Source organism: Streptomyces sp. NPDC104106, assembly GCF_055584345.1.
On the sequence record NZ_JBVJMF010000017.1, the window covers coordinates 24,743 to 49,497 of the forward strand.

A 24,755-nucleotide genomic window follows, 5' to 3' on the forward strand; every position below is an offset into this window, starting at 1 on the left:
GCGCGCTACGAGGCCCGGGACTGGATTTCCCGGGCCTCGTCGTATGCCCGCCGGGCGCTGAGCACGGCGGCCATGCGCTCCTCGGTCCACTGAGCCAGCGCCCGCACCTACTCCGCCGCCTCACGGCCGAGGCCGGTCAGGGAGTAGTCGACGCGCGGCGGGATGACGGGCTTGGCGTCCCGGTGCACAAGCCCGTCGCGCTCCAGCGTCTGCAGGGTCTGGGTCAGCATCTTCTCGCTGACCCGGCCGATCGCCCGGCGCAGCTCGCTGAAGCGGTACGGGCGGTCGAGGAGCTGGATCAGCACGAGCACGCCCCAGCGGCTGGTGACGTGCTCCAGGACCAGGCGCTGGGGGCACATGGCCTCGCCGTCGCCCTTCCACTCACTTACCGCCATGCCTGTACCTTACTTCAAGTACTTTCTAAAAGTTAGCGCCGGTCGTAGGGTGAGTGGACGAGCGCGAAGAACGCACGCGTACGAACCTGGAGAGGCACACCATGAGCATCCTCGTCACCGGAGCCACCGGACACCTCGGCCGCCACGTCGTGGAGCAGTTGCTGGAGAAGGTCCCGGCGCAGCAGATCACCGCCGTCGTGCGCGACGAGCGGAAGGCCGCCGACCTCGCCGCCCGCGGCGTGCGGATCGCCGTCGCCGACTACAACGCCCCCGAGACCTTCGACGGCCTCTTCGCCGCCGGCGACAGGGTCCTGCTGATCTCGGGCAACGAGTTCGACAAGGGCCGGGTGCGCCAGCACCAGGTCGTCATCGACGCCGCCGAGGCGGCGGGCGTGGCGCTCCTCGCCTACACCAGCGCCCCCGGCACCCTCACGGCCGCCCTCGCCGACGACCACCGGGCCACGGAGGAGGCGCTGCTCGCCTCCGGCCTGCCGTACACGCTGCTGCGCAACGGCTGGTACTTCGAGAACTACACCGAGAACCTCGCCCCGGTCCTGGAGCACGGCGCCGTCGTCCAGGCCGCCGGCGACGGCCGGGTCTCCGCCGCCTCCCGCGCGGACTACGCCGCCGCGGCGGTCGCGGTCCTGACCGGCGAGGGGCACGAGAACACGACGTACGAGCTGGGCGGCGACGAGTCCTTCGGCTTCGCCGAGTACGCCGCCGAGCTGAGCCGGCAGACCGGCAGGGAGATCGCCTACACCCCGGTCCCGGTCGAGGCCTTCACCGGCATCCTGACCGGCGCCGGGCTGCCCGCTGCGCTGGCCGAGATCCTGGCCGGCGTCGACGCGTCGATCGAGAAGGGCGAGCTGGTCGTCACCACCGGCGACCTCACCCGCCTGACCGGCCGCCCGGCGCAGTCGCTGGCCGAGGCGGTCGCTGCCGCGCTCAAGGCCTGACCCCGCCCTTCCGCCACCTCCCGGCTGTCATGACCGTATGGCGATACGTGCATGACAGCCGGGGGCGCTCGGCGCTACCTTCTCTCTCGCGCGCGTGTGTGTGCGGAAAGCGCCAGGAGAGGAGGGGGCCGTGAGCGGGACGTCCAAGGAATCCAAGGGTGAGGACCGGATAGGCCTGCTGAACGGCTTCGCCGCCTACGGGATGTGGGGGCTCGTGCCCCTGTTCTGGCCGCTGCTGAAGCCCGCCGGGGCGGTGGAGATCCTCGCCCACCGCATGGTCTGGTCCCTCGTCGTCGTCGCCGCCGCGCTGCTCTTCGTACGGCGCTGGGCCTGGGCGGGACAGCTGCTGCGCCAGCCGCGCCGGCTCGCGCTCGTCGCCGTGGCCGCCGCCGTCATCACCGTGAACTGGGGCGTCTACATCTGGGCCGTGAACTCCGGCCATGTGGTCGAGGCCTCGCTCGGGTACTTCATCAACCCCCTGGTGACCATCGCGATGGGCGTGCTGCTGCTGAAGGAGCGGCTGCGGCCCGTGCAGTGGGTGGCGGTCGCGACCGGGTTCGCCGCGGTCGTCGTCCTGACCGTCGGCTACGGCCGCCCGCCGTGGATCTCGCTCGTGCTCGCCTTCTCCTTCGCCACCTACGGCCTCGTGAAGAAGAAGGTCGACCTCGGCGGCGTCGAGTCGCTGGCCGCGGAGACCGCGATCCAGTTCCTGCCCGCGCTCGCCTACCTGCTCTGGCTCGTCGCCCACGGCGGGTCCAGCTTCGTGAACGACGGCGCCGGGCACGCCGTCCTGCTCGCCTCCACCGGCCTCGTCACCGCCCTGCCGCTGGTCTGCTTCGGCGCGGCGGCCATCCGCGTGCCGCTGTCCACGCTGGGCCTGCTCCAGTACCTCGCCCCCGTCTTCCAGTTCCTGCTCGGCATCGTGTACTTCCAGGAGTCCATGCCGCCCGAGCGGTGGGCCGGGTTCGCGCTGGTCTGGCTGGCGCTGATCCTGCTCACGGCCGACGCGCTGCGCTCCGCGCGCCGGACGCGGGAATCGCTGGTGGTGGCACGCGGCGGCAGGGCCGAGTCCGCCGCGGTGGACGCCTGAGCGGACGCTGGGCCCGCCTGAGCGGCTGATCGGCGTGCCCGAGGGCTGATGTGCCCGACCGGCTGGTGCGGTGGGCCGATGCGGCAGGGGCGTGACAGTGGAGGCCGATGCGTGGGCGGCCGTTGTCAGTGGCGCGCGCTATAAGTGCGGACATGCCAACACACACGCCCGTACCTCTGCACTGGAAGCTCGTCATCGACGCGGCCGACCCGCACGCGCAGGCCGACTTCTGGGCCGCCGCCCTGCACTACGCGCCCGAGGACAACAGCGCCCTGATCGAACGGCTGCTGTCCGCCGGCGCGCTGCCCGGCGAGGCCACGGTCGAGTACCACGGCCGCCCGGCCTTCCGTGACCTGATCGCCGTACGGCATCCCGACGACCCGTACGACCCGGAGACCGGCACCGGGCTGGGCCGGCGCCTGCTCTTCCAGCGCGTCCCGGAGCCGAAGACGGCCAAGAACCGGCTCCATCTCGACCTGCACGCCGGCCCGGAGCGGCGCGCGCAGGAGGCGGCGCGGCTGGAGGCGCTGGGCGCGCGGATGGTGCGCGAGGTGAACGGACCGGCCGGGGAGTGGCTGATCCTGGCGGATCCGGAGGGCAACGAGTTCTGCGTGCAGTAGCTCCCGCGCGGCCGGGAGTCGGTACCGCGGACGCGCGTTACGGCTGTGCGGCGCGGGCCGCGCGGTCGGTCAGGCGGACCATGCGGGCGCGGGCGGACTCCAGGGGGCGCGGGTCGTCGGCGGCGGGCCCCGGCTCGGTGCTGAGGTCCGCCCACAACTCGATCAGGTCGTGGCCGAGCCGCAGGCCCTCCTCGGGGTCGCGTACCGCGCGCCAGGCGGTCGCCGCGCTCTGCACGTTGCCGTAGGCGGCCTCCGCGTCCCGTGCCCGCCGGCGCAGCCGGGCGAGGTCCAGGGACTGCTCGAAGGCGCGCACCGGGTCGCCGCCCAAGTAGGCGATGTAGGCCGACAGTTCGCGCACGTGCAGCACCTCGGCGTGGGCGGGGCCCAGCACGGTGGACGCCTCGGTGACCGCGCGGTCGGCGAGTTCGGCCGCCGCATCGATACGGCCCGCCCGCACGGCCTCGCTGATCCGCTCCATCGGCTCGGCCAGCAACTCGGCCCCCTCCGCAGTCTCCGTCAGCGGCCCGTCGCCGAGCACCTCCTCGGCGACGGCGTCGAACCCCCGCGCAGGGGTGTGCGAGGAGACGGCCTCATCGGTCCCGGCGTACAGGGGTACGAGAGGAGACCGCCCGGCGGAAGCAGGCGCGCCCTCCGCAGCGGGGGCCGACGTGTCGGCGGGGAGAGGCGCGACCTCCGGGACCGGGGCGGGCGCAGACCGGGGAAGCGGTACGGCTTCCGGGACCGGGGCCGGCGTGCGGCCGCCGGCGGGCACGGGCGCGGGAACGGCCGCCCGCGCGGTGCCGCCTGCGTGCTCCGGGACCGGGGCGCCGGTGGCCGTCAGGGGTGCCTTCGTGGCCGGCGGCGGGCCGAACCGGCCCCCCGGTGCGTGCGCCACGTCAGCCGGCACGGACTCGGCCTGCCGCGGCGCCCCCGCCTTCTCCGCCCCCCGGCATCCCTCGGCACCGTGCGCTCCCCGAGCCCCCGGCACCGCCCGCGCCGGCTCCGTCCTGCGCGGCGGAGCCGTTCGCACCGGCTCGCCCGTGACCCGGCTGGAGCCGTCCGGGGAGATCTCCAGGGGAACCACGAGGCCCACGCGGTCGTCCTGCACCGTGGCGTGTACGGGGGCGCCCAGGCTGATGGCGAGGCGCTGGAGGTGGTTCAGGACCGCCTGCTGGATCTCCTCGCCCGGCGCGGCCGTCACCGACGTCCCGCCCACCGACGCGCCGGCCGCGCCGAACACCCGGACGGGTACCACCGCCGAGTGCTCCGCGGGCTGCGCCCGCTTCTTCTCGAAGCTCAGTCGAGACATCGGTCTTCCCTCACTCCCCCGGCGTCGCGATTCCGGTCGTACGCGTCCTGCCCACCAGTGTGTCGGCTCCCTTCCGCTTCCGGGTCACCGCAGCGTCACAGCCTCGCACCAGCCGCCCTCCGCACGGCCTCTGGCCAAATTTCCTTGCGTATGCATAAAATGCACACGCTTCTAATCGTGGTACCGACAGCATTCCTCTGGGGGACCCATGAGCCGCCGTTTCCTCTTCGTGCTCGGCAGCGCCCGCGCCGAGGGCAACACCGAGCTGCTGGCCCGCAGGGCGGCCGAGCAGCTGCCCGGTGACGTCGAGCAGCGCTGGATCCGCCTCGCCGAGAATCCGCTGCCCGACTTCGTGGACCTGCGGCACGACACCGACCACATAGTGCCGCCGCAGGACAGCGCCACCGGCCTGCTGCTGGACGCCACCCTCGCGGCCACGGACGTCGTGATCGCCTCGCCGCTGTACTGGTACTCCGTGTCCGGCCTCACCAAGCGCTACCTCGACCACTGGTCCGGCTGGCTGCGCACCCCCGGCCTGGACTTCAAGGCGACCATGGCCGGCCGCACCCTCTGGGGCATCGCCGCGTTGGCCGACCGTGAGCCGTCGGTCGCCGATCCCTACGTCGGCACCCTCAACAACTCGGCCGCCTACCTGGGCATGCGCTTCGGCGGGGTGCTGCTGGGCAACGGCAGCGGACCGGGTGACGTGCTGAAGGACACCGACGCGCTCGCCCGCGCGAAGACGTTCTTCGCGCAGGAGGCGCCCCTCGCCCGCTTCCCCCACCAGAGGGCCGCCGACACGCCCGCGGAGGCGGTCGCCGAGACGGTCGTCGGCTAGCCGTCGGGCCCGGCGCCCGGTGCCGCCGCGCCCGCCCTACGCGCTGATGTCCCTCGTCGTGAATCTCGCCCAGGCCGCCGAGCCGAACACCACCGCGTACAGCGCCTGGAGACCGAGGTTCTTCTGCAGGTCGTCCCAGTAGACGGGGTCGCGGATCAGGTCGGCGAAGGACAGCCAGTAGTGCGAGAAGAAGTACGGCTGCAGCGCGTGCAGTTGGGGTATCTGGTCGAGGATCTGGACGGTGATGACCAGCCCGACGGTGGTCGCCATCGCCGCGATGCCGCTGTCGGTCAGCGTCGACACGAACAGGCCGAGCGCGGCCACGCCGATCAGGGACAGGGTGACGACCAGGGCGATCAGCAGGGCCCGGCCGAGGCCCTCGGCGTAGCTGATCCGCGTGCCGGAGATGGTCGTCAGGTCGCCCACCGGGAACAACAGCGCCCCGACGACGAACGCGAACACGGTGACGACCAGCGTGGCCAGCAGGCAGAAGGCCGTCACGGTCGCGTACTTCGTGAGCAGCAGCCGGGTGCGGCCGGCCGGGGCGACCAGCAGATAGCGCAGCGTGCCCGCGCCGGCCTCGCCCGCTATGGCGTCGCCCGCGACCACACCGACGGCCATCGGCAGGAAGACCGGCAGGGTGGCGGCCAGCGCGGCGAACACCAGAAAGAGGCCGTTGTCGGTGATGTCCCCGAGGAACGCCGGGCTCCTGGCGCCCTGACCCACCGGCCCGCCGCCCCGGGTCTCGATCTTCACCGCGATCCCGAGCAGCACCGGCACCCCGGCCAGGACCCCGAGCAGGGCGAGGGTGCGCCAGCGGCGAACGGTCGTGACCAGCTCGCTGCGCAGCAGACCGAAGGTCCACAGCGGACTCGGCCGGCGCGCGGCCGGCGCCGGGGACGCGGCGGCCGCCGGGCCGCCCGGCGGCGCGGGGTCCGTCGGAAGCGTCTCAGCCCGCGACATCGAAGCCCTCCCCCGTCAGTGCCACGAACGCGTCCTCCAGCGAGGCCCGTTCGAGCGTGAACCCGCACACCCGCACCCCCGCCGCGACCAGCGCGGCGTTCACCTCGGCCAGGTCCCGCGAGGGTGGTTCACCCGTGACCCGGCCGCCGTCGGCGGTGACGTCCGCGACGCCCTGCTCCTTCAGCACGCGGGCCGCGTCCACCGCGTCTGGAGTGGTCACCACCAGCCGGCCGCGCGCGCCGGCCGCGAGGTCGGCCACCGCGCCCTGGGTGACGAGCCGGCCCTGCGCCATGACCGCCGCGTGGGTGCACACCTGCTCGATCTCGTCGAGGAGGTGGGAGGAGAGGAAGACCGTCGTGCCGTCGGCGGCCAGCTCCCTGATCAGGGTGCGGATCTCCCGCATGCCCTGCGGGTCCAGACCGTTGGTGGGCTCGTCCAGGACGAGCAGCCGGCGCGGCTGGAGCAGCGCGGCCGCGAGACCCAGGCGCTGCTTCATGCCGAGCGAGTACGCCCTCGCCTTCTTGCCCGCGGCCGCCGCGAGGCCCACCCGGTCGAGGGCCGCGGCAATGCGGGCGCGCCGCGTGCGGGGGTCGGCGGTCGGGTCCGCGGCGTCGTAGCGCAGCAGGTTGTCCCGGCCGGAGAGGAAGCCGTAGAGAGCCGGGCCCTCGATGAGCGCGCCGACCTCGGGCAGAACGGCGCGGGCCGCCTGGGGCATCGGACGGCCCAGCACGCTGGCCGTGCCCGCGGTCGGCTCGATCAGGCCCATCAGCATGCGGATGGTGGTGGTCTTGCCCGAGCCGTTCGGACCGAGGAAGCCGAAGACGCTGCCCGCCGGGACGGTCAGGTCCAGGCCGTCGACAGCGAGCTGTCCGCCGCGATAGCGCTTGGTGAGGCCGCGCGTGGCGATGACGCTCGCCCCGGCCTGCCCCGGAGGGCTCTCCTCGCTCTGCCCCGGGGCACGCTCGCGCGCGTCCTCAGCCTCCCGCTCCGCGGCGGACGGTCCGTCCATCGGCTCCCCCTCGATCCGTGCTCCCCTGAAGGGTCAACGCACGGTCACGGTCCGTAGTGCCCGGACGGGGTCACTTTCCTTCGTTCGCCGCCTTGACCAGGGCGTCCTTGGTCACCGCGCCGGCGTAGACCTTGCCGTCGTCGGTGATCAGGGCGTTGACCAGGCGGGTGGAGAAGACCGTGCCCTTGCCGAACGTGCCGGAGACGTGGTCGCCGAGCGAGCCGAGGAAGCCACTGAGGTCGCCGGCCTTGGCGCCACCGGCCAGCACGCCACCCTTGGCACCGGTGTCGAAGGTGGCGATGGACGTCCAGCCCTTGCCGAGGACGGTGCCCTTGCCGTGGTCCTTGGCGAAGCCCTCGTCCGCCTTCGGCGCGTGCTCGCGTGCCGCGGCGTCCTTCTTCTGCTCCGTCACCTTCGCACCCTTGGGCGGAGCGAAGCCGAAGGTGGAGGCGGCGGGCTTGGCGAAGGAGACCTCGGTGAAGCCCGCGTCGACGACGGCGGCGCCGCCGCTCCTGGGGGTCAGCGTGAACTTCAGCGGCATGCCCGTCTTCGAGTCGACGGCGATGCTGATCGCGCCGACCGTGGTGGCGGACTGGCGGGGCTTGATCAGCAGCTTGTAGGCGGCGCGGCCGGCGACCTGCTCGGTGCCGTCGACGGTGACGGACGTGGTGCCGTCCACCGCCTTCAGCGCCTGGTCGGCGAAGTCCTTGGGCGTGGCCGGGGGCTCGGTCCGACGGTCCTTGCCGGAGTCGGCGGAGGTGCTGTGGAAGACCGAGTTGGTCTTGCTGTCGTAGCCCCAGACGTTCGTGCCGTCGTGGATGAGGCTGTACTCGGAGCCGCTCTCCAGCAGCGACACCTTCTGCTTGTCCGGGCCGTCGGTGGCCACGCGCAGCGTGTGCATGCCGGAGGCCAGCTCGGTGAGCTTGGCCTGCGGGTCGGCGGAGGAGCCGCCGCCCGCGCCCTTACCCATCCCGGAGGCGAGGCCGCTCTCCAGACCGCCCAGGTTCGGCAGGCCGAGGTCCGTGCTGATCTTCACCGTGCCGGACAGCTGCTGCACGTCCGATGCGGCGATCTTGTCGATGAGCTGCTTCGCTGTGATCTTGGGCAGGTCGGGGTCACCGGAGGCGGCGAGCGCCGGGACCAGCCCGATCGTGGCCGCCGCCACGCCCACCACCGCGACCGGGACCGCGTACCGCGCGGCCTTGCGGCGTCCGGCGCGCGGGTTCTCGTCCCGCGCGGCGTCCACTGCGTCGTCGGATTCGTACGGTGCCATGTGTGCCTTACCTCCGTCGTCGGCGGCGGCTGTCCTCACGCTGGTCCACCCTGAGCCGCCATTTTCACCCGAATCGGTGAAGAGTGGTGAAGTCCGTGTTCTCCATCTCACCAAATCGGCCATGAGGAAGCGTCAGACCACGGAGCCAACTCCGTGTACGACTGGGGTATGACACTCAGGGGCGCCCGTCCCGGGGACCCCTAGGGGCCGGGCCGGGCCGCACGGCCAGGACAGGACACCGTACGGCCGATTGCCGGGTGGTTGGACACGTCAGTCGCGCGCCGCCGCCCCGCCGCTGGAGGACCAGCCGTGCGCCGCCGCAGGCCGGGAGGCGTCAGCCCGCGCGGTGCACCACCGCGTCGCACAGCTCCTGCAGCGCCGCCTTGGCATCGCACTCCCGCAGCGGCGACAGCGCCGCCCGCGCCTCCTCCGCGTACCGCACGGTGTCGCGGCGGGCCTGCTCCAGCGCGGGGTGCGCGCGCAGCTTGGTCAGCGCCTCGGCGTGCCGGGCGTCGTCGCTGAGGTCGGAGTCGAGCAGCTCGCACAGCGCGAGGTCCTCGGGCAGCCGGAGCCGGGCCGCGCGCTCACGCAGCCGGAGCACGGGCAGGGTCGCGATGCCCTCGCGCAGGTCGGTGCCCGGGGTCTTGCCGGACTCGCGCGAGTCGGAGGCGATGTCCAGGACGTCGTCGGCGAGCTGGAAGGCGACACCGAGCCGCTCGCCGTACTGGGTGAGCACGTCGACGACCGTCTCGTCGGCGCCCGACATCATCGCGCCGAACCGGCACGACACCGCGACCAGGGAGCCGGTCTTGCCGCCGAGCACGTCGAGGTAGTGCTCGACCGGGTCACGGCCGTCCGAGGGACCGGCAGTCTCCAGGATCTGGCCCGTGACCAGCCGCTCGAACGCGAGGGCCTGCACCCGGACCGCCTCGGGGCCGAGGTCGGCGAGGATCTGGGAGGCGCGGGCGAACAGGAAGTCGCCGGTGAGCACCGCGACGGAGTTGCCCCAGCGGGTGTTGGCGCTGTCCACGCCGCGCCGCACGGCGGCCTCGTCCATGACGTCGTCGTGGTACAGCGTGGCGAGGTGGGTCAGCTCCACCACGACGGCCGACGGCACGATGCCCGGCGCGTAGGGGTCGCCGAACCGTGCCGCGAGCATCACGAGCAGCGGGCGGAACCGCTTCCCGCCGGCCCGTACGAGGTGCTGCGCGGCCTCCGTGATGAACGGGACCTCGCTCTTGGTGGCTTCGAGCAAGCCTTCCTCGACAGCCGCCAATCCGGCCTGGACATCGGCTTCGAGAGCCTGGTCCCGCACGCTCAGCCCGAACGGCCCGACGACGGTCACGAGGGGTCTCCTGTCTGCTGGTGTCTGCTGGCGATTACACGGTTTGTCGATAGGTCGCTGCCATCACTCAAGTCAGCGTATCCGGTCCTGTTTCGATCACCGATAGCGCCCACCGGTCCAGCCTGGGCGGTATTGGATCATGACCGGTATGTTTTTGATCAGATGGTAAGAACGGACATTTATCGACTTAACAGGAAGCCTCGCTCTTTGTCGCCAACCGGAAGGCGAGCGGAGTAACACCTCCACCCCGTCCCCGGTCGATCACCTCCGCCACGACAACGACGGGCACGCCATCCCCGGTTCCATCCCCCCGTCGGCGCACCGCACCGCTCCGGCGCCCGACCCGCAGCAGCTCCCCAGCACCCGACGCACCCTCCTCCGATTCACCCGCCGCACGCACTCCTTCCGTTCACCCGCCGGGTGCGCCCCTTCCGGCCGGCGCTCCTCCCAGTCGCCCGCCGATCACCTCACACCCACCTCTCACCCCCGCCCGACACCCCCCGGCACCCCCATCGCCCCCCCATCCAGCCCCCTGCCCCCACCTCCCCTGCCGCGCGCACCACCACACCGAGCCGGAATCCCAGATGACCGATTTGCCAGGATTTGATATTTCGTGAGTTGGGTCACGACCCCCCACTTCGCGCCCTCTTCACACACCGACCGCCCCACCACCCGTTCCCCCTTGCCCGGACGGCGAGTTGAGGATTGGCATCCGCAAAGGATCAAGCACCCCATAGGGGATTGATCAAGGTCAAATGGGGCGCCATGTGAATCCGGTACTTGTTCCCGGCATGTGCTCTCGCATACGTTCCCGCTCGCCGGGCGGACGCCGAATCCTGCCGCCGCCCGCATAACCATCCGCGAACTCATTCGTACGGCAGGAGCGGGGGACCCAGGTAAGTCGCCGGGCCGGTCGGCACATGTCGCACCGGAACGGCTAGGGGTTAAGCCACGCCTTCTCACGAAGGCACGGCCGGGCACCTCCCCGCCCGAACCCGACAGCTCACCTCGCAGGCGACGGAGAGGAACTTCGCCATGCCTGCTGCCGCTCAGCACCGCCGTACCCGGACCAGCCGTCTCATGCGCACCGTCGCCGCCGCCGGCACCGGTGCCGCCGTCCTCGCGCTGCCTCTCATCGGCGCCACCAGCGCCTCCGCCGCCACCGGCACCACCAAGACGGCCGTCACCACCAAGGCCCTCGTCGCCACCGCCGGGTACTCGAACAACCTCGACGGCTGGATCCGCGAGTCCCTCGCGATCATGGCCCAGAAGGGCATCCCGGGCACCTACAACGGCATCTACCGCAACATCATGCGGGAGTCCTCCGGCAACCCGCTGGCCATCAACAACTGGGACTCCAACGCCGCCGCCGGCATCCCCTCCAAGGGCCTGCTCCAGGTCATCGACCCGACCTTCCGGGCCTACCACGTGGCCGGCACCTCCTTCAACCCGTACGACCCGGTCGCGAACATCACCGCGGCCTGCAACTACGCCGCCGCGCGCTACGGCTCCATCGACAACGTCTCCAGCGCGTACTGAGACACCGGCGCCACGGGCCGGGACACCACAGCCCGTGACGCGGAGGCCCGCGCGGTCGTCTGACACAGGGTGGTCTGCCACAGGGGCCGCCCTGGCCGGACGCTGCTGACCGGCGCGTGCCGGTATGCCGGTCAGCCGATGCGTCGGTCAGCCGGCCGGGAGCAGTCTTTCGAGGACGACGGCGACGCCGTCGTCCTCGTTCGACAAGGTGATCTCGTCGGCCACCGCCTTGAGTTCGGGATGCGCGTCGGCCATGGCGACCCCATGCCCCGCCCACTCGAACATCGGGATGTCGTTGGGCATGTCCCCGAACGCCACGGCCTGCCCGGCGCCGACCCCCAGTCGCTCGGCGGCCAGCGCGAGCCCGGTCGCCTTGGTCACCCCGCACGGCTGGAGCTCCACGGTCCCGGGCCCCGACATCGTGACCGTCGCCAGCGGACCCACCACCGCGCGCGCGACCGCCGCCAACTCGTCGTCGGACAGGACGGCGTGGCGCAGCAGCACCTTGCTGATCGGCTCGCACCACAGGTCGTCGCGCCGGCCGACCCGGACCGAGGGCAGGGTCGGGTGCGGCATCCGGTAGCCGGGCTCGATCAGCGTGAGCCCGTCGACACCGTCCTGGTCCACGGCCGCGTAGACCTGCCCCACCTCGGCCTCGATCTTGCCGAGCGCTTCCTCGGCCAGTTCACGGTCCAGCCGCACCGACCACAGCAGGCGGCCGCTTCCGGCGTCGTAGACCTGCGCGCCCTGGCCGCACACCGCGAGCCCGCCGCACCCGAGGTGCGCGAGCAGCGGCCGTACCCGCGGGGCCGGGCGGCCCGTCACCACCAGATGGCGGGCGCCGACCCGCGCCGCCCGCGCGAGCACGGCGAGCGTCCGGCCGGAGACCGTGTCGTCGCCGCGCAGCAGCGTTCCGTCCAGGTCAGTGGCGATCAGTGCATATGCGGCTGCCATGTTCAGAGAATACGGACGCGGCGCCGGTCCGACTCACCTTGTCATGCTGCGCACTTACGTGCTCATCAGCCCCAAGTGCCGTCTTTCAGCCACACGACGGTGTCAGCCGTGGGCCGCTGCCAGGTGGCGCGCCAGGCGCGGGGAGGCGAACTCGGTGCCGCACACGAAGCGCATCACCGGGCCGTACGACGCCGCCGCCGGCAGGCCGGTGAAGCACAGGCCGGGGACGGAGGACACGTAGCCGGGGCCGAGCTTCGGCGCGCCACGGCTCACCTCGAGGCCGGTGCGCAGTCCGGGGCCGAGGAAGTCCAGCGCGGCGATGTCGACGCGGTAGCCCGTGGCCGCGATGACGTGGCCGGCGGTGAGCCGCTCCGTACGGGCCGCCGTGCGTGCGGACGGTGAGCACGGGGCTGCCGTCCTGCGCGTGCGCGCCCACGATCCGCTCGACCTCCCGCACCTGTACGGCGCCCTCGAACCGCTCGCGCAGCCACCAGGCGCCGAGCGGCCCGAGGACCCGGCGGACCAGGTAGTGGCGGGCGGCTTCGGGCAGGTGGCGGTAGGGGTGCGGGTAGTAGCTGAGCGCCCACAGCGACCAGGCGCGGCCGAAGGGGGACTCGGGGCGCAGCCTCGGCTGCTCCCAGGGCGGCGCGCCGAAGGCCACCCGGCCCCGGCCGCGCGCGACGACACGCACGCGTGCGCCCGCTTCCGCGGCGAGCGTCGCCGTCTCCAGCGCGGACTGGCCGGCGCCGGCCACGATCAGCTCCTGACCGGCGAACCGGCTGAGATCGTGGTGCTGGGAGCTGTGCGAGAGCGGGCCGAGGCCGCGGGTCCGTCGGGTGCCCCGCCCGCCAGCTCAGCCGGAAGACGGGCGAGGCCGGACAGCCCGGTGGCGACGACCACCGCGCGTGCGGTGCACAACTCACTCGAGCCCAGTTTCAGTTCGAAGCCACCGCGCGCGTGACGATCGACGGAGACGACCCGCACCCGCTCCGGACCCGGCAGCAGTCGCCGCTGGAACCACTCCCCGTACGCGATGAAGGTATCCACCGGGATGATGTCCTCGTCGGTCACCAGAGGACGGATTCCGGCCGCGTCGCAGTAGTCGGCGAGGGTGTGGCCGGGCTGTGGGCAGTCGAGGCTGGAAGCGGCGGGAGTCGACTTCAGGAGCATGCCCTCGGGCATGTGGGCGCGCCAGCTGACCATGGGGTCGCCGAAGACGCGGACGGGGATGCCGCGCGCGGAGATGGGCGGCGGTGGACAGGCCGAACGGTCCGGCCCCGATGACTGCAACCGGTGGAGTCACGAAGTCCCTCCCCAGGACACGGTGTGCCACGCGCGGTGGCCTTGCCTGCTTCGTGGATGTCTGACGCCTGCTGTGCGCGGCCGCTGCGCGCGAGGGTGTTGCGCGTGCGCCTACGGCGTGGCGGTGCCGTTGCCGCGCCGGGTGGTGCGCCACAGCTGGTACAGGTGCTTCGCGCCCGGACGCACGAAGCGGGCGAGCATCGTGAGGAACGGCAGCGGGTCGTCACCCGCGAACCAGGCCAGCTCCGTCCCGCTCGCCTTCGCCGGCGCGTGGGGCGTCGTGTAGCCGCTGCGGCGGTAGGCGAGGAGGGCGGGCAGGTCGATGTTCTCCACGATGTAGCGGTGTCCGGCGCGCTGTTCCCCCTCCGGTACGGCGCGGCCGGTCAGGTCCAGATGCAGGGCGCGGACGACGTCCACCCCCGACTCGTTCTCGAAGAGCCGGAACTGGGCGCCCATGCGGGGGTTGAAGTCGAGGAGTTTGTACTGTCCGTCGCGCCGGTCGAAGCGCAGGTCGAGGTCGATGATGCCGCTGAAGCCGATCTGTTTGATGAAACGCGCGGCGAGGTCGGCGAGTTCCGGGTTGTCGACGACGTACGCGTTCGCCGTCATCCCGGCGTGCGGCGGCCACGAGCGGACCTTGACGCCGGTGAACAGCGCGAGCGGTGTGGAGTCCGGACCGAAGCAGGCGTGCACGATCCAGTCCTCGGCCTCCTCGCGCGGGAGGTACTCCTGGAGGATCACACCCGGTTCCTCGCCCCAGTCGCGGGCCAGGGCGAGCAGCCCCGCGCGCGTGGCGATGCGCGTGGTGCCGTTCACGGCGGGCCGACGGCGCCGTACGAACGCCTCGCGGTTCTTGGCCACCACCGGGAAGCGGGCCGTGCCGGCGAAGGCGACGATGTCGTCGTAGGACTCCGGGAAAACGGCCGCCGGGCTGGCGATGCCGTGCTCGACGCACAGTTCGTGCAGCCCCTGTTTGCTCGCGAGCCGGCGCGGCAGCACGGGATCGACCCTCGGGAAGAGAAATGATCCGGCCAAATCGTCCTGGTGCTCGGCGATCAGGACGGCGGCCTCCTCGTCGGTCGGTATCAGGACGGTCGGGCGCCCGATCCTGCGGCCGATGCGCAACAGGCCCTGGACCAGGTGGCCGGGCTCCTCCGCGCCGGTCGTCGGCCACACGAACGCCTTCTTCAGATAGCGCGAGGAGGCCGCCGGCGTGTACGGGTCCTCGGTGATGGCGTACATGGGCACGCCGAGGCGGCCCAGGCTGCGGATCGCGCCGACACCGCCGTGGTGCAGCGGATAGTCGCCGAACTTGACGATGAGCCCCGGCACGTCACGGTCCGCCTCGAACGGCACACTGACGGCGTCTCCGGCCACGGGTCCCCCCACTGTCCCCCCAACGGAACGGATCCGGCCCGTCCGTGTCCCCAAAGGACGCTAAGCCGGAATTGCCCACTCCGACAAGGCTTATACAGACCCTATTAGGACATTGCGAACCCTTTAGACGTGGTGCGGGCAACCATGGGGGCGTCCCGGTCAGTCACCTGCCGCCGGTCGCCGGGCGCACCGCAGGGGGCTCTGCCCAAGACACGCATCACGGCCGTAACGTGTGGCGCAACCACATGGAACGCATCGCCATGCATGGCCCGGATGAGAGTGAGGCAGCACCCCATGCCCCCCTTCGACGTCCCCGAGGGCGACCCCTTCGGCCCGCACAACCTTCCCTATGGCGTGTTCTCGCCATCCGGCAGCACGGAGCGGAGGGTCGGCGTCCGGCTCGGTGACCACGTCCTCGACGCGGGTGCCGCGGCGGCCGCCCTCAGTTCGCCGCACCAGGCGCTGCTCGCCCGCCCCACCCTCAACCCCCTGCTGGCCGGCGGCCGTGCGGTCTGGTCGGAGGTACGGCGCGCAGTCACGGCCTGGATCACCGATCCCGAGCACCGCGCGACGGTCGAGCCGCTCTTCCACCCCCTGTCCGAGGTGACCCTGCACCTGCCGTTCGAGGTCGCGGACTACGTCGACTTCTACGCGTCGGAGAACCACGCCAGGAACGTCGGCCGGATCTTCCGCCCGGACGCCGAGGACTCCCTCACCCCCAACTGGAAGCACCTGCCCATCGGTTACCACGGCCGCTCCGGCACCGTCGTCGTCTCAGGCACCGACGTCGTACGACCCTCCGGGCAGCGCAAGGGTCCGGGCGACCCGGCCCCCGTCTTCGGCCCGTCGATCCGGCTGGACATCGAGGCCGAGGTCGGCTTCGTCGTGGGCACCCCGTCCGCGCTGGGCAGCCCGGTCGCGCTGGCCGACTTCCGCGAGCACGTCTTCGGCCTCTGCCTGCTGAACGACTGGTCCGCGCGGGACATCCAGGCCTGGGAGTACGTCCCCCTCGGCCCGTTCCTCGGCAAGTCCTTCGCGACCTCGCTGTCGGCGTGGATCACCCCGCTGGACGCACTGGAGCACGCGCGCGTGGCCCCACCCCAGCGCACGCACCCCCTGCTGCCCTACCTGGACGACTCCACGCCCGGCATCGAGCCGGGCGGCTACGACCTGCGCATCTCCGTGGCGATCAACGGGCATGTGGTGTCGGAACCACCCTTCTCGACCATGTACTGGACCGCCGCCCAGCAGCTCGCCCACATGACGGTGAACGGTGCCTCGCTACGCACCGGCGACCTGTACGGCTCGGGCACGGTGAGCGGTCCCGACGAGGGCCAGCGCGGCTCCCTGCTGGAGCTGACCTGGAACGGCCGCGAACCGCTCGAACTCCCCGACGGAAAGCGGGCGTTCCTGGAAGACGGCGACGTGGTGACGCTGTCCGCGTGGGCACCCGGCCCGGACGGGAGCCGAGTCGGACTGGGGGAGGTCAGCGGCCGGGTCCTCCCCGCGTGACCCTGCGCCGCCTCACGCGCGCGTAGCGCATCTGCCCCCTGCTTCCAGCGACAGTTCAGCACGCGACCCGCCGGGACAGCGCGCCCGGGTACCGGCACGGAGACCGGGAGACACAGGACTTCCGGTCTCCGTGCCGGGGGAGCCGGACACGCCGGCCGGCGGCCGACCGCGCGGCGAGAGGGATCACCGCCGGGAGCTGCCTCTCGCCCCTCCTCCCCGGCATACTGGGCGGACACGCACCACGCGACGCGCCCTCGGCGCATCGCCCGCACCACCCGCGCCCCACCTCCTCCGACCAGGAACCGGAGCCCCGGCATGACCGTCTGCCTGCTCCTGCTGAGCATCGTCGCCCTGACGGCCGCACTGCCGGCACCGCGCGCGCTGACCCGCGCCGCCTGGCCCGAGCGGGAACCCGTGGTCGCCCTGTGGGTGTGGCAGTGCCTGGTCGCCACCGTCCTGCTGTGCTGTCTGGCCGCGCTGATCCTGGGCACGGCGGCCGTCTTCCGCACCGTGCGGGATCATGTGTTCGCCCCGGCGCCGCCCTCCGTCGCCGCAGCGTACGACCTGTCCGCCACACCGGTATGGGCCACCGCCCTCACGCTGCTGCTGGCCTGCGGGGCCGCCTGGACGACGGCGATGCTGGCTCGCGAACTGGTCGAGGCCCGCCGCAGCCGCGGTCAGGCCCGGGCGCAGCTGCGCGAGCGCGCCCCCGACCTGCCGGCCGGGCTCCCGGCCGCGCGCGGCCCGATGCTGGTGCTGGAGGACGAGTACCCCGACGCCTGGTGGATGCCGGGCCACCCGCCGCAGCTGGTCGTCACCACAGGCGCGCTGCAGCGACTTACCGACCACCAGCTGGACGCCGTCCTCACGCATGAGCGCGGGCACGCGCGTGCCCATCACAACTGGCTGCTGCACCTGTCCACCGCGCTCGCCACAGGCTTCCCGCGCGTGCCGCTCTTCGCCCACTTCTGCGACCAGACGCACCGCCTGGTCGAACTGGCCGCCGACGACACGGCATCCCGCCGCTGCGGGCACCTCACCACGGCCCTCGCTCTGATCGAGCTGAACCAGCACCGGGGCATCCTCTCCTGCGACTCCAGCCGCCGTCTGCTGGGCGAGCGCGTGGACCGCCTGCTGGAGCCCCCGCCGCGCCTGCTGCGCCGACACCGGGCCCTGACGACGACCGTGGCCGCCCTGGTACCGCTGCTGCCGCTGCTGATCACGTTCGCCCCGGGGCTGACGGCACTGTCCTGAAGCGGCCGCCGGGTGGCAGGTCTTCCTGCTCTCCAGGCCAAATCCGCAGCTCAGTGGTGCATCCAACACTCCTTCACGTGGCGCAACACTGCGGCAACACACCTTTCCCTACCTCATCGGTATGGTTCCAGCCATGCCACCCTCCGACCGCCCCCGCGACCACGCCGGTCAGGGTGCCGCGACCACCGTCGCCGCCCACCGCGCGCGTCGTCGGCTGCGCGCGGACCGGGCCCGGCAGCTCGCCGACCTGCTGCGCCAACAGCTCCTCGCCGGCGCCTTCCAGGACGGCTTCCTCCCGCACGAGTCGACCCTCGCCGCCGACTACCGCGCCTCCCGCAACACCGTCCGCCAAGCCCTGGACCTCCTCCGGGCCGAGGGCCTGGTCGAGCGGTCGCCGGGAATCGGCACCGTGGTCGTGGCCCGGAAATACCCGCACGGGCTCGACCGTCTGATGGGCCTCGCGGAAACCCTCCGCGAACACGGCCGCGTCACCAACGAGGTCCGCACCATGGCCCCCGCCCCCGCACCCGCGCCGGTCTCCGACCGCCTCGGCATCCCGGCCGGCGCCGACGTGCTCTACATCGAGCGCCTGCGCCGTCTCAACGGCCTCCCCCTCTCCCTCGACCTGACCTACATCCCGCTCGACATCGGCACCGCCCTGCTCGGCGCCGACCTGGAGAACACCGATGTCTTCCGCCTCCTGGAAGCCATCACCGGCCAGCGCCTCGGCCACGCCGAGATCACTCTGGAGGCGGTGAACGCGGACGCCCACTCCGCCGCCGTGCTCCAGGCCCCGCGCGCCACCGCCGTGCTGATGCTGGAACGCCTGACTCACCTCGCCGACGGCCGCCCCGTCGACCTGGAGTTCGTCCGCTTCCGCGGCGACCGCATCACCATGAGCGGCCTGCTCCACCGGTCGTAGCAACCGACCGCCGCACCCACCCTGCCTGCACGTTTCCTGGAGACAGCCATGCCCTTGGCGCCCCAGCGGGCCGACGTGCCCGTCACCATCGACGAGTCGAAGTGCATCGACGGCTGCACCCTCTGCGTGGACATGTGCCCGCTGGACTCGCTCGCCATCGACGACAGCAGCGGCAAGGCGTACATGCACGTCGACGAGTGCTGGTACTGCGGCCCGTGCGCGGCCCGCTGTCCCACCGGTGCCGTCACGGTCAACATGCCCTACCTGCTCCGGTGAGAGGTACCACCCCATGAAACGCACGGCAGTCGCCCTGTCCGCCGCCGCACTGCTCCTCCCCCTGTCGGCTTGCGGCGGCAGTGCCGAGGCGGGCAGCGGCTCCACGGTCACCGTGACCGTCGGCTACCAGTCCAGGACCATCAACACCGTCACAGCCGGGACACTGCTGCGCTCCCTCGGCTACTTCGAGGAACAGCTCAACTCCCTGCACGACGGCCACACCTACAAGGTCGACTGGCAGGACTACGCCACCGGGGCCCCGATCACCGCCCAGATGGCCGCAGGGAAGATCGACATCGGCTCGATGGGCGACTTTCCGCTGCTGCTCAACGCGGCCCGCGGCAGACAGCTCGGCCGCCCCACGCACCTGGTGTCGGTCACCGGATACAACCTGCGCGGCGGACTCAACACCGTGGTCACCGCGCCTGGTTCCAAGCTCACCTCACTGAACGACCTGAAGGGAAAGAAGGTCTCCACCAGCATCGGCTCGGCCGCCGACGGCACGCTCGTACGGGCCATGCAGCGCGCCGGCATCGACCCGGACAAGGGCATATCCAAACTCAACCAGCAGCCCGCGGTGGGCGCCTCGGCGCTGACCTCCGGCAGCGTGGACGCCTTGTCGCAGTTCGTCGCCTGGCCCGGGCTGCTCGCCTACCAGGGAAAGGCGAAAGCCTTGTACGACGGCGCCCAGCTGAACCTGCCCACGTTCCACGGCGTGACCGCGCGCGCGGACTTCGCCCGGCAGCGGCCGGCCGTCCTGGAGGCCTTCCTCAAGGCCCAGGCGCAGGCGACGGACTACCTCAACGCCCACCCCGTCACCGCGGCCGAGAAGGTCGCCCGGGCCACCGGCCTGCCCGCCGAGGTCGTCTACCTCTACAACGGCGCCCACGGCATCGCCACCTTCGACCCGGCGATCAAGCCCCCGCTCGTCTCCGCGCTCAAGCAGGACGTGTCCGTACTGCAGGCCGCCAAGCTGACCGGCGCCATCGACGTGGACTCCTTCGTCGACGACCGATACCTGAAGCAGGCCCTCGGCGCCTCCTACGCCCAGCGGCTCGCTGCCCTGCCCAGGCTGGCCGCCAGCGAGGTGTGGGCCAAGGGGAGCGACAAGACCCTGCCCTTCAAGTCCGCCAAGGCGCTGTTGGCTTACGTGGCCGGACACCGGGACGGCATCCGCGCCGCCTACGTGCCCGACGCCACCACCGGCACGCTCTGGTTCGCCGACAAGGCGGTCTGGGTGGCCGACGGCGAACAGTTCCTCCCCTTCGTCACCCCGGCCACCGCGCAGGCGTACCTCGCCGGCCACGGTGGCGCCCGCACCGTGTCGTACCGCTCGGCTCTGGAGCGTGCCTCATGACCCGGCGGCCCCTCACCCGTTATGCGCTGCGCACCGCTTCCCTGGCCGTCTTCCTCGGCCTGTGGCAGCTGCTGACCAGTCTGAAGATAGACCTGTGGCTGCGCTTCTCGCAGTTCCCGACGGTCACCGACGTGGCCCGCGCGTTCGCCGGCCGGCTCTCCGGTGACGACTACTGGACCGATCTCACCGACAGCCTCACCCGGATCCTCACCGGTTTCGCCCTGGCGGCCGTCCTCGGGGTGGCAACAGGCGTACTCGTGGCCAGGTCGCGGCTCGCAGAAGACCTGATCGGCCCGGTCCTGGAGGTGATCCGCCCCATCCCGGCAATCGCCCTCGTGCCGGTCGCGATCCTTCTCTTCCCTTCCAACGAGCAGGGCATCATCTTCATCACCTGCGCCGCCGCCTATTTCCCGGTGCTGGTCTCCACCCGACACGCGGTCCGCGCGCTCACCCCCGTCTGGGAGGAGGCGGTGCGCACCATGGGCGGCGGCAGGCTGCGGATCCTCGGATCGGTGGTGCTGCCGGGCGCGCTGCCCGGAATCTTCGGCGGGCTGTCGGTCGGCATCGGTGTGTCGTGGATCTGTGTGATCTCCGCCGAGATGATCTCCGGCCAGTACGGGGTCGGTTACCGCACCTGGCAGGACTACACGGTGGTGAACTACCCGGGCGTCTTCGTCGGCATGGTCACCATCGGCATCCTCGGCTGGGTGACCTCCACGGCCGTGGAACTCCTCGGCCGGCGTCTGACCCGCTGGCTGCCCCGCGCCTCGTACGCCCCCGGCGGCCGCACCCGGGTACCCCGGCCTGCCGTCGCCCCCGCTCGCGCCGACCGCGATTCCGAGCAGCACACCCAACCCGAACAGCAGGGTCACAAGGACACCGAGGAGGCCCGCGATGAGTACCTCGTCTGAGACCGTCACCGCCCCCGTCGCCACGCCGGTACCAACGACGTCGTGCGGTACCCGGCTCACCTTCCGATCCGCCGTGCTCGGGCGGCCGGACGCGCCGGTGCTGTTCGGCGTCGACCTGGATGTCGCTCCCGGCGAGATCCTGACTGTCGTCGGCCCGTCAGGCTGCGGCAAGTCCACGCTGTTGCGCACGCTCGCCGGACTGCTGCCCCCGCTGGGCGGCATGGCCGAGGAGGACGGCAGGGCGCTGACCGCGCCGTCGGCCGACCGCGCGCTGGTCTTCCAGGAGGACGCGCTGCTGCCCTGGCGCACCTTGCGCGGGAACGTCGAACTGCCGCTCGCCATCAGCGGCGTACCGCGCGGCGAGCGTCGTGCCCGGGCCGAGTCCTGGCTCGAACGCGTCGGACTGACCGCGCAGGCCGGGCAGTTGCCGCACCGGGTGTCCGGCGGGCAACGCCAGCGCGCCCAGTTGGCCCGCGCCTTGGCAGACAGCCCGCGCGCCGTCCTCATGGACGAGCCCTTCGGCGCCCTCGACGCCCAGACCCGCTCCGGCATGCAGGACCTGCTGGTGGACGTGCTGCGCGGCACGGGTGCGACCGTCGTCTTCGTCACGCACGACGTGGACGAGGCCCTCTTCCTCGGCGACCGCGTGGCCGTGCTCGGCTCCGGCCGGGTGACCGCCGTACGCGATGTTCCCGGCCCACGAGACCGCGGGGCCGTCGACGCACCTGCCCGCGCGGCCCTGCGCCACGACATCCTGACCTCGCTCGGTTCCTGAAAGGCATCCCGGTGACCAGCCCCGCCACCACCCCCCTGGAGATTCCCGCCGTCACCGACGCCGAGGAGCTGACCTGCGACGTCCTCGTCATCGGCGGCGGCACCGCCGGCACCATGGCCGCCCTGACCGCCGCGGAGCACGGCGCGGACGTCCTGCTGCTGGAGAAGGCCCACGTCCGCCACTCCGGCGCGCTCGCCATGGGCATGGACGGCGTCAACAACGCGGTCGTCCCCGGCCGCGCCGAACCCGACGACTACGTCGCCGAGATCACCCGCGCCAACGACGGCATCGTCGACCAGTCGGCCGTCCGCCAGACGGCGACTCGTGGCTTCGCGATGGTGCAGCGGCTGGAGTCGTACGGCGTCAAGTTCGAGAAGGACGAGCACGGTGAGTACGCGGTGCGCCAGGTGCATCGCTCCGGCTCGTACGTACTGCCGATGCCAGAGGGAAAGGACGTCAAAAAGGTCCTCTACCGGCAGCTCCGGCGGCGGGAGATGCGGGAGCGGATCCGCATCGAGAACCGGGTGATGCCGGTCAGGGTTCTCACCGCCGACGGACGGGCCGTGGGCGCCGTCGGCTTCCACACCCGTACCGGCGCCTTCGTCACCGTCCGCGCCGGCGCGGTGATCCTCGCCACCGGCGCCTGCGGCCGGCTCGGGCTGCCCGCCTCCGGCTACCTCTACGGCACCTACGAGAACCCCACCAACGCCGGTGACGGGTACGCCATGGCCTACCACGCCGGCGCCGAGCTGACCGGTATCGAGTGCTTCCAGATCAACCCGCTCATCAAGGACTACAACGGCCCGGCCTGCGCCTACGTCGCCAATCCCTTCGGCGGCTACCAGGTCAACCGGCACGGCGAGCGGTTCGTCGACTCGGACTACTGGTCCGGGCAGATGATGGCCGAGTTCGCCGCCGAGGTCGCCAGCGACCGCGGTCCGGTCTACCTCAAGCTCAGCCATCTGCCCGAGGAGTCGGTCTCCGCCCTGGAGTCGATCCTGCACTCCACCGAGCGGCCCACCCGGGGCACCTTCCACGCCGGGCGCGGGCACGACTACCGCACCCACGACGTCGAGATGCACATCTCCGAGATCGGCCTGTGCGGCGGCCACTCCGCCTCCGGCGTCCGCGTCGACGACCACGCCCGTACGACCGTCCCCCGGCTGTACGCCGCCGGTGACCTCGCCTGCGTCCCGCACAACTACATGATCGGCGCCTTCGTCTTCGGCGACCTGGCGGGCGCGGACGCCTCCCGGTACAGGGCGTACGAGGGTGAGCTTCCCGCGGACCAGGTACGTGAGGCGCACGAGCTGATCTACCGCCCCCTGCGCCACCCGGACGGCCCGCCGCAGCCCCAGGTCGAGTACAAGCTGCGCCGCTTCGTGAACGACTACGTGGCACCGCCGAAGTCCGGCGCGCGGCTCTCCCTCGCTCTGGACGCCTTCGAGCGGATGCGCGCCGACATCGCCGCCATGGGCGCCCGCACCCCGCACGAACTGATGCGCTGCGCCGAGGTCACCTTCATCCGTGACTGCGCGGAGATGGCCGCCCGCGCCTCTCTCGCCCGCACCGAGTCCCGCTGGGGCCTCTACCACGACCGCCTCGACCACCCCGGCCGTGACGACGCTTCCTGGTTCCACCATCTCGATCTGCACAAGTCCCCCTCCGGCGCAATGGAGTTCACAGCCCGTCCCGTGGCTCCCTATCTGGTCCCGGTCGATGAGTTCACGCCCGTCGGCGGTCCCTCCCGGCGGATCGGCGAGGTCCTTGCCGAGCACGTGGCGACGGCCGGGCCGCCAGGGACGGCGCCGGTCGCCGCGGAACCGGTCGCCGCGCGGGCCGCCGTCTCCCCAGAGCGGCCCGACGCCCATGGCACCGCCTCCCCCCGGCTGCTCCAGCTTCTGGCTCTCGCCGAGGCGGCGCCCGGACTCACCGCTCTGGAGCCCTACTTGGCGGACCCCGAGCCCGCTGTGCGCCGGACGGCCGTGTCGGTGCTCACCGAGACCGTGCCGCCCGGCACCGGGCAGGCCCTGGCCGGGGCACTCGCCGACCCCGACGCCGAGGTCCGCGCGGCCGCCGCGGCCTCCCTGCGCGAACTCGTCGAGACCCTGCCACCCGTCCCCGCTCTGGGCGCCGCCCTCACCGATGCGCTCGACGGGGCCGATCCCTTGGTACGAGCCGCCGCGCTCGATGTGCTGCGCGCGCTGCGGCTCGGCGAGGCCGGCCTCTTCGCTGCGGCTCTGGACGACCCCGACATCACCGTCCGCGCCTCGGCCGTACGGGCACTGGTCTCGGTCGACGCCGTCCGGCCGCTGGCGAGCGCCGCGGACGACCCCTCCCGAGAGGTCCGGATGGCGGTGGTCAAGGCACTGGCCACGGTCGCCCCGGCGGTGGCGGCGGAAGCCGACCGGCATCTGCTCGCGGCCACCCTGGACCGGCTCACCGAGGACCCCGACGCCCTGGTACGCGGCGCCGCGCTCGGCGCGCTGGGCGACACCGGCTGCCCGGCGCCGCTCGCCGCCCGGGCCGTCGCCGCCCTGTCCGATCCGGCATGGCAGGTCCGCTCCGGCGCCGCCACCGCGCTGTCGGCCGCGGCCGCCGAGGCCGCCGTACCCGCCCTGGCCAAGGTGCTGGACGACCCGAACGCCGATGTACGCAAGGCGGCTGTCCTGGCCCTGAGCCGGCACCGGACCACGGCGGAGGCTCGCGCCGCCCTCGCCACGGCCACGGCCGACTCGGACGCGGACGTCAGGGCCTACGCGGCGAGGGGGCTGTGAG

The 24,755-nt window shown here is 72.3% G+C and carries 20 protein-coding genes, 2 pseudogenes and 1 riboswitch; of the genes and pseudogenes, 13 read left to right on the forward strand and 9 right to left on the reverse strand.

Going from position 1 to position 24,755, the window contains the following annotated elements; genetic code table 11:
• Window positions 1-5 precede the first annotated feature (5 nt).
• Window positions 6-395 (reverse strand): annotated as a pseudogene (locus tag ACZ60X_RS32115) (winged helix-turn-helix transcriptional regulator).
• A gap of 101 nt (window positions 396-496) precedes the next feature.
• Here ACZ60X_RS32115 and ACZ60X_RS32120 point away from each other — a divergent pair.
• The 3 genes from ACZ60X_RS32120 to ACZ60X_RS32130 all read left to right on the forward strand — a co-directional run bounded on the left by ACZ60X_RS32120 (window position 497) and on the right by ACZ60X_RS32130 (window position 3,061).
• Window positions 497-1,351 carry an SDR family oxidoreductase gene (locus ACZ60X_RS32120; RefSeq protein ID WP_469605993.1) on the forward strand — a complete coding sequence of 285 codons (855 nt, stop codon included), beginning with the start codon at window positions 497-499 and terminating at the stop codon, window positions 1,349-1,351.
• Window positions 1,352-1,481: 130 nt separating this feature from the next.
• Complete coding sequence (gene rarD, locus ACZ60X_RS32125) at window positions 1,482-2,441, forward strand: EamA family transporter RarD (protein ID WP_469605996.1); 960 nt, start codon at window positions 1,482-1,484, stop codon at window positions 2,439-2,441.
• 152 nt (window positions 2,442-2,593) lie between these two features.
• Window positions 2,594-3,061: a VOC family protein gene (locus ACZ60X_RS32130; protein ID WP_469605999.1), complete on the forward strand. Its 468-nt coding sequence runs from the start codon at window positions 2,594-2,596 to the stop codon at window positions 3,059-3,061.
• 37 nt (window positions 3,062-3,098) lie between these two features.
• Here ACZ60X_RS32130 and ACZ60X_RS32135 read toward each other — a convergent pair whose 3' ends face one another.
• A complete protein-coding gene (locus ACZ60X_RS32135) occupies window positions 3,099-4,370 on the reverse strand; it encodes a tetratricopeptide repeat protein (RefSeq protein ID WP_469606001.1) in 1,272 nt (423 codons plus the stop codon).
• A 208-nt stretch (window positions 4,371-4,578) separates the two neighbouring features.
• Here ACZ60X_RS32135 and ACZ60X_RS32140 point away from each other — a divergent pair, with 208 nt between their 5' ends.
• Window positions 4,579-5,208: a flavodoxin family protein gene (locus ACZ60X_RS32140; protein ID WP_469606004.1), complete on the forward strand. Its 630-nt coding sequence runs from the start codon at window positions 4,579-4,581 to the stop codon at window positions 5,206-5,208.
• A 36-nt stretch (window positions 5,209-5,244) separates the two neighbouring features.
• Here the strand turns inward: ACZ60X_RS32140 and ACZ60X_RS32145 are convergent, their stop codons facing one another.
• The 4 genes from ACZ60X_RS32145 to ACZ60X_RS32160 all read right to left on the reverse strand — a co-directional run bounded on the left by ACZ60X_RS32145 (window position 5,245) and on the right by ACZ60X_RS32160 (window position 9,798).
• A complete protein-coding gene (locus tag ACZ60X_RS32145) occupies window positions 5,245-6,171 on the reverse strand; it encodes an ABC transporter permease (protein ID WP_469606007.1) in 927 nt (308 codons plus the stop codon).
• The gene (locus ACZ60X_RS32150; RefSeq protein WP_469606011.1) at window positions 6,158-7,180 is read right to left on the reverse strand and encodes an ABC transporter ATP-binding protein; all 1,023 of its coding nucleotides are present in this window, start codon (window positions 7,178-7,180) and stop codon (window positions 6,158-6,160) included. Before ACZ60X_RS32150 ends, ACZ60X_RS32145 begins: the two co-directional genes overlap by 14 nt.
• A gap of 70 nt (window positions 7,181-7,250) precedes the next feature.
• Entirely contained in the window at window positions 7,251-8,453 is a 1,203-nt protein-coding gene (locus ACZ60X_RS32155) for a LolA family protein (RefSeq protein WP_469606013.1), read from the reverse strand.
• Between the two features lie 334 nt (window positions 8,454-8,787).
• Entirely contained in the window at window positions 8,788-9,798 is a 1,011-nt protein-coding gene (locus tag ACZ60X_RS32160; protein ID WP_469606016.1) for a polyprenyl synthetase family protein, read from the reverse strand.
• A gap of 849 nt (window positions 9,799-10,647) precedes the next feature.
• A riboswitch (cyclic di-AMP (ydaO/yuaA leader) is annotated at window positions 10,648-10,830 on the forward strand.
• A gap of 3 nt (window positions 10,831-10,833) precedes the next feature.
• Between ACZ60X_RS32160 and ACZ60X_RS32165 the strand changes: the two genes are divergently transcribed.
• The gene (locus ACZ60X_RS32165; RefSeq protein ID WP_469606018.1) at window positions 10,834-11,337 is read left to right on the forward strand and encodes a transglycosylase SLT domain-containing protein; all 504 of its coding nucleotides are present in this window, start codon (window positions 10,834-10,836) and stop codon (window positions 11,335-11,337) included.
• Between the two features lie 147 nt (window positions 11,338-11,484).
• Here ACZ60X_RS32165 and ACZ60X_RS32170 read toward each other — a convergent pair whose 3' ends face one another.
• From ACZ60X_RS32170 to ACZ60X_RS32180, 3 genes and pseudogenes are all read right to left on the reverse strand, one after another.
• On the reverse strand, window positions 11,485-12,291 hold the full coding sequence (locus tag ACZ60X_RS32170) for an HAD family hydrolase (protein ID WP_469606020.1): 807 nt from the start codon (window positions 12,289-12,291) through the stop codon (window positions 11,485-11,487).
• A 102-nt stretch (window positions 12,292-12,393) separates the two neighbouring features.
• A pseudogene (locus ACZ60X_RS32175) lies at window positions 12,394-13,594 on the reverse strand (FAD-dependent oxidoreductase).
• A gap of 110 nt (window positions 13,595-13,704) precedes the next feature.
• The gene (locus ACZ60X_RS32180) at window positions 13,705-14,949 is read right to left on the reverse strand and encodes a carboxylate--amine ligase (protein WP_469606382.1); all 1,245 of its coding nucleotides are present in this window, start codon (window positions 14,947-14,949) and stop codon (window positions 13,705-13,707) included.
• Between the two features lie 315 nt (window positions 14,950-15,264).
• On the opposite strand from ACZ60X_RS32180, the gene fahA reads away from it, so the two are divergent.
• The 8 genes from fahA (at window position 15,265) to ACZ60X_RS32220 (ending at window position 24,754) form a co-directional block, all read left to right on the forward strand.
• Entirely contained in the window at window positions 15,265-16,482 is a 1,218-nt protein-coding gene (gene fahA, locus ACZ60X_RS32185; protein WP_469606022.1) for a fumarylacetoacetase, read from the forward strand.
• A 315-nt stretch (window positions 16,483-16,797) separates the two neighbouring features.
• Window positions 16,798-17,736 (forward strand): M56 family metallopeptidase, encoded by a 939-nt coding sequence (locus ACZ60X_RS32190; protein ID WP_469606025.1) that lies wholly within the window; start codon window positions 16,798-16,800, stop codon window positions 17,734-17,736.
• Between the two features lie 133 nt (window positions 17,737-17,869).
• Complete coding sequence (locus ACZ60X_RS32195; protein WP_469606028.1) at window positions 17,870-18,658, forward strand: GntR family transcriptional regulator; 789 nt, start codon at window positions 17,870-17,872, stop codon at window positions 18,656-18,658.
• 48 nt (window positions 18,659-18,706) lie between these two features.
• A complete protein-coding gene (locus ACZ60X_RS32200) occupies window positions 18,707-18,934 on the forward strand; it encodes a 4Fe-4S dicluster domain-containing protein (RefSeq protein ID WP_016437651.1) in 228 nt (75 codons plus the stop codon).
• A gap of 13 nt (window positions 18,935-18,947) precedes the next feature.
• Window positions 18,948-20,291: an ABC transporter substrate-binding protein gene (locus ACZ60X_RS32205; RefSeq protein ID WP_469606030.1), complete on the forward strand. Its 1,344-nt coding sequence runs from the start codon at window positions 18,948-18,950 to the stop codon at window positions 20,289-20,291.
• Complete coding sequence (locus tag ACZ60X_RS32210; RefSeq protein WP_469606033.1) at window positions 20,288-21,202, forward strand: ABC transporter permease; 915 nt, start codon at window positions 20,288-20,290, stop codon at window positions 21,200-21,202. Before ACZ60X_RS32205 ends, ACZ60X_RS32210 begins: the two co-directional genes overlap by 4 nt.
• The gene (locus tag ACZ60X_RS32215) at window positions 21,186-21,977 is read left to right on the forward strand and encodes an ABC transporter ATP-binding protein (RefSeq protein WP_469606035.1); all 792 of its coding nucleotides are present in this window, start codon (window positions 21,186-21,188) and stop codon (window positions 21,975-21,977) included. Before ACZ60X_RS32210 ends, ACZ60X_RS32215 begins: the two co-directional genes overlap by 17 nt.
• A gap of 11 nt (window positions 21,978-21,988) precedes the next feature.
• Window positions 21,989-24,754, forward strand: a complete 2,766-nt coding sequence (locus tag ACZ60X_RS32220; RefSeq protein ID WP_469606038.1) for a fumarate reductase/succinate dehydrogenase flavoprotein subunit — start codon at window positions 21,989-21,991, stop codon at window positions 24,752-24,754.
• Window position 24,755 lies beyond the last annotated feature (1 nt).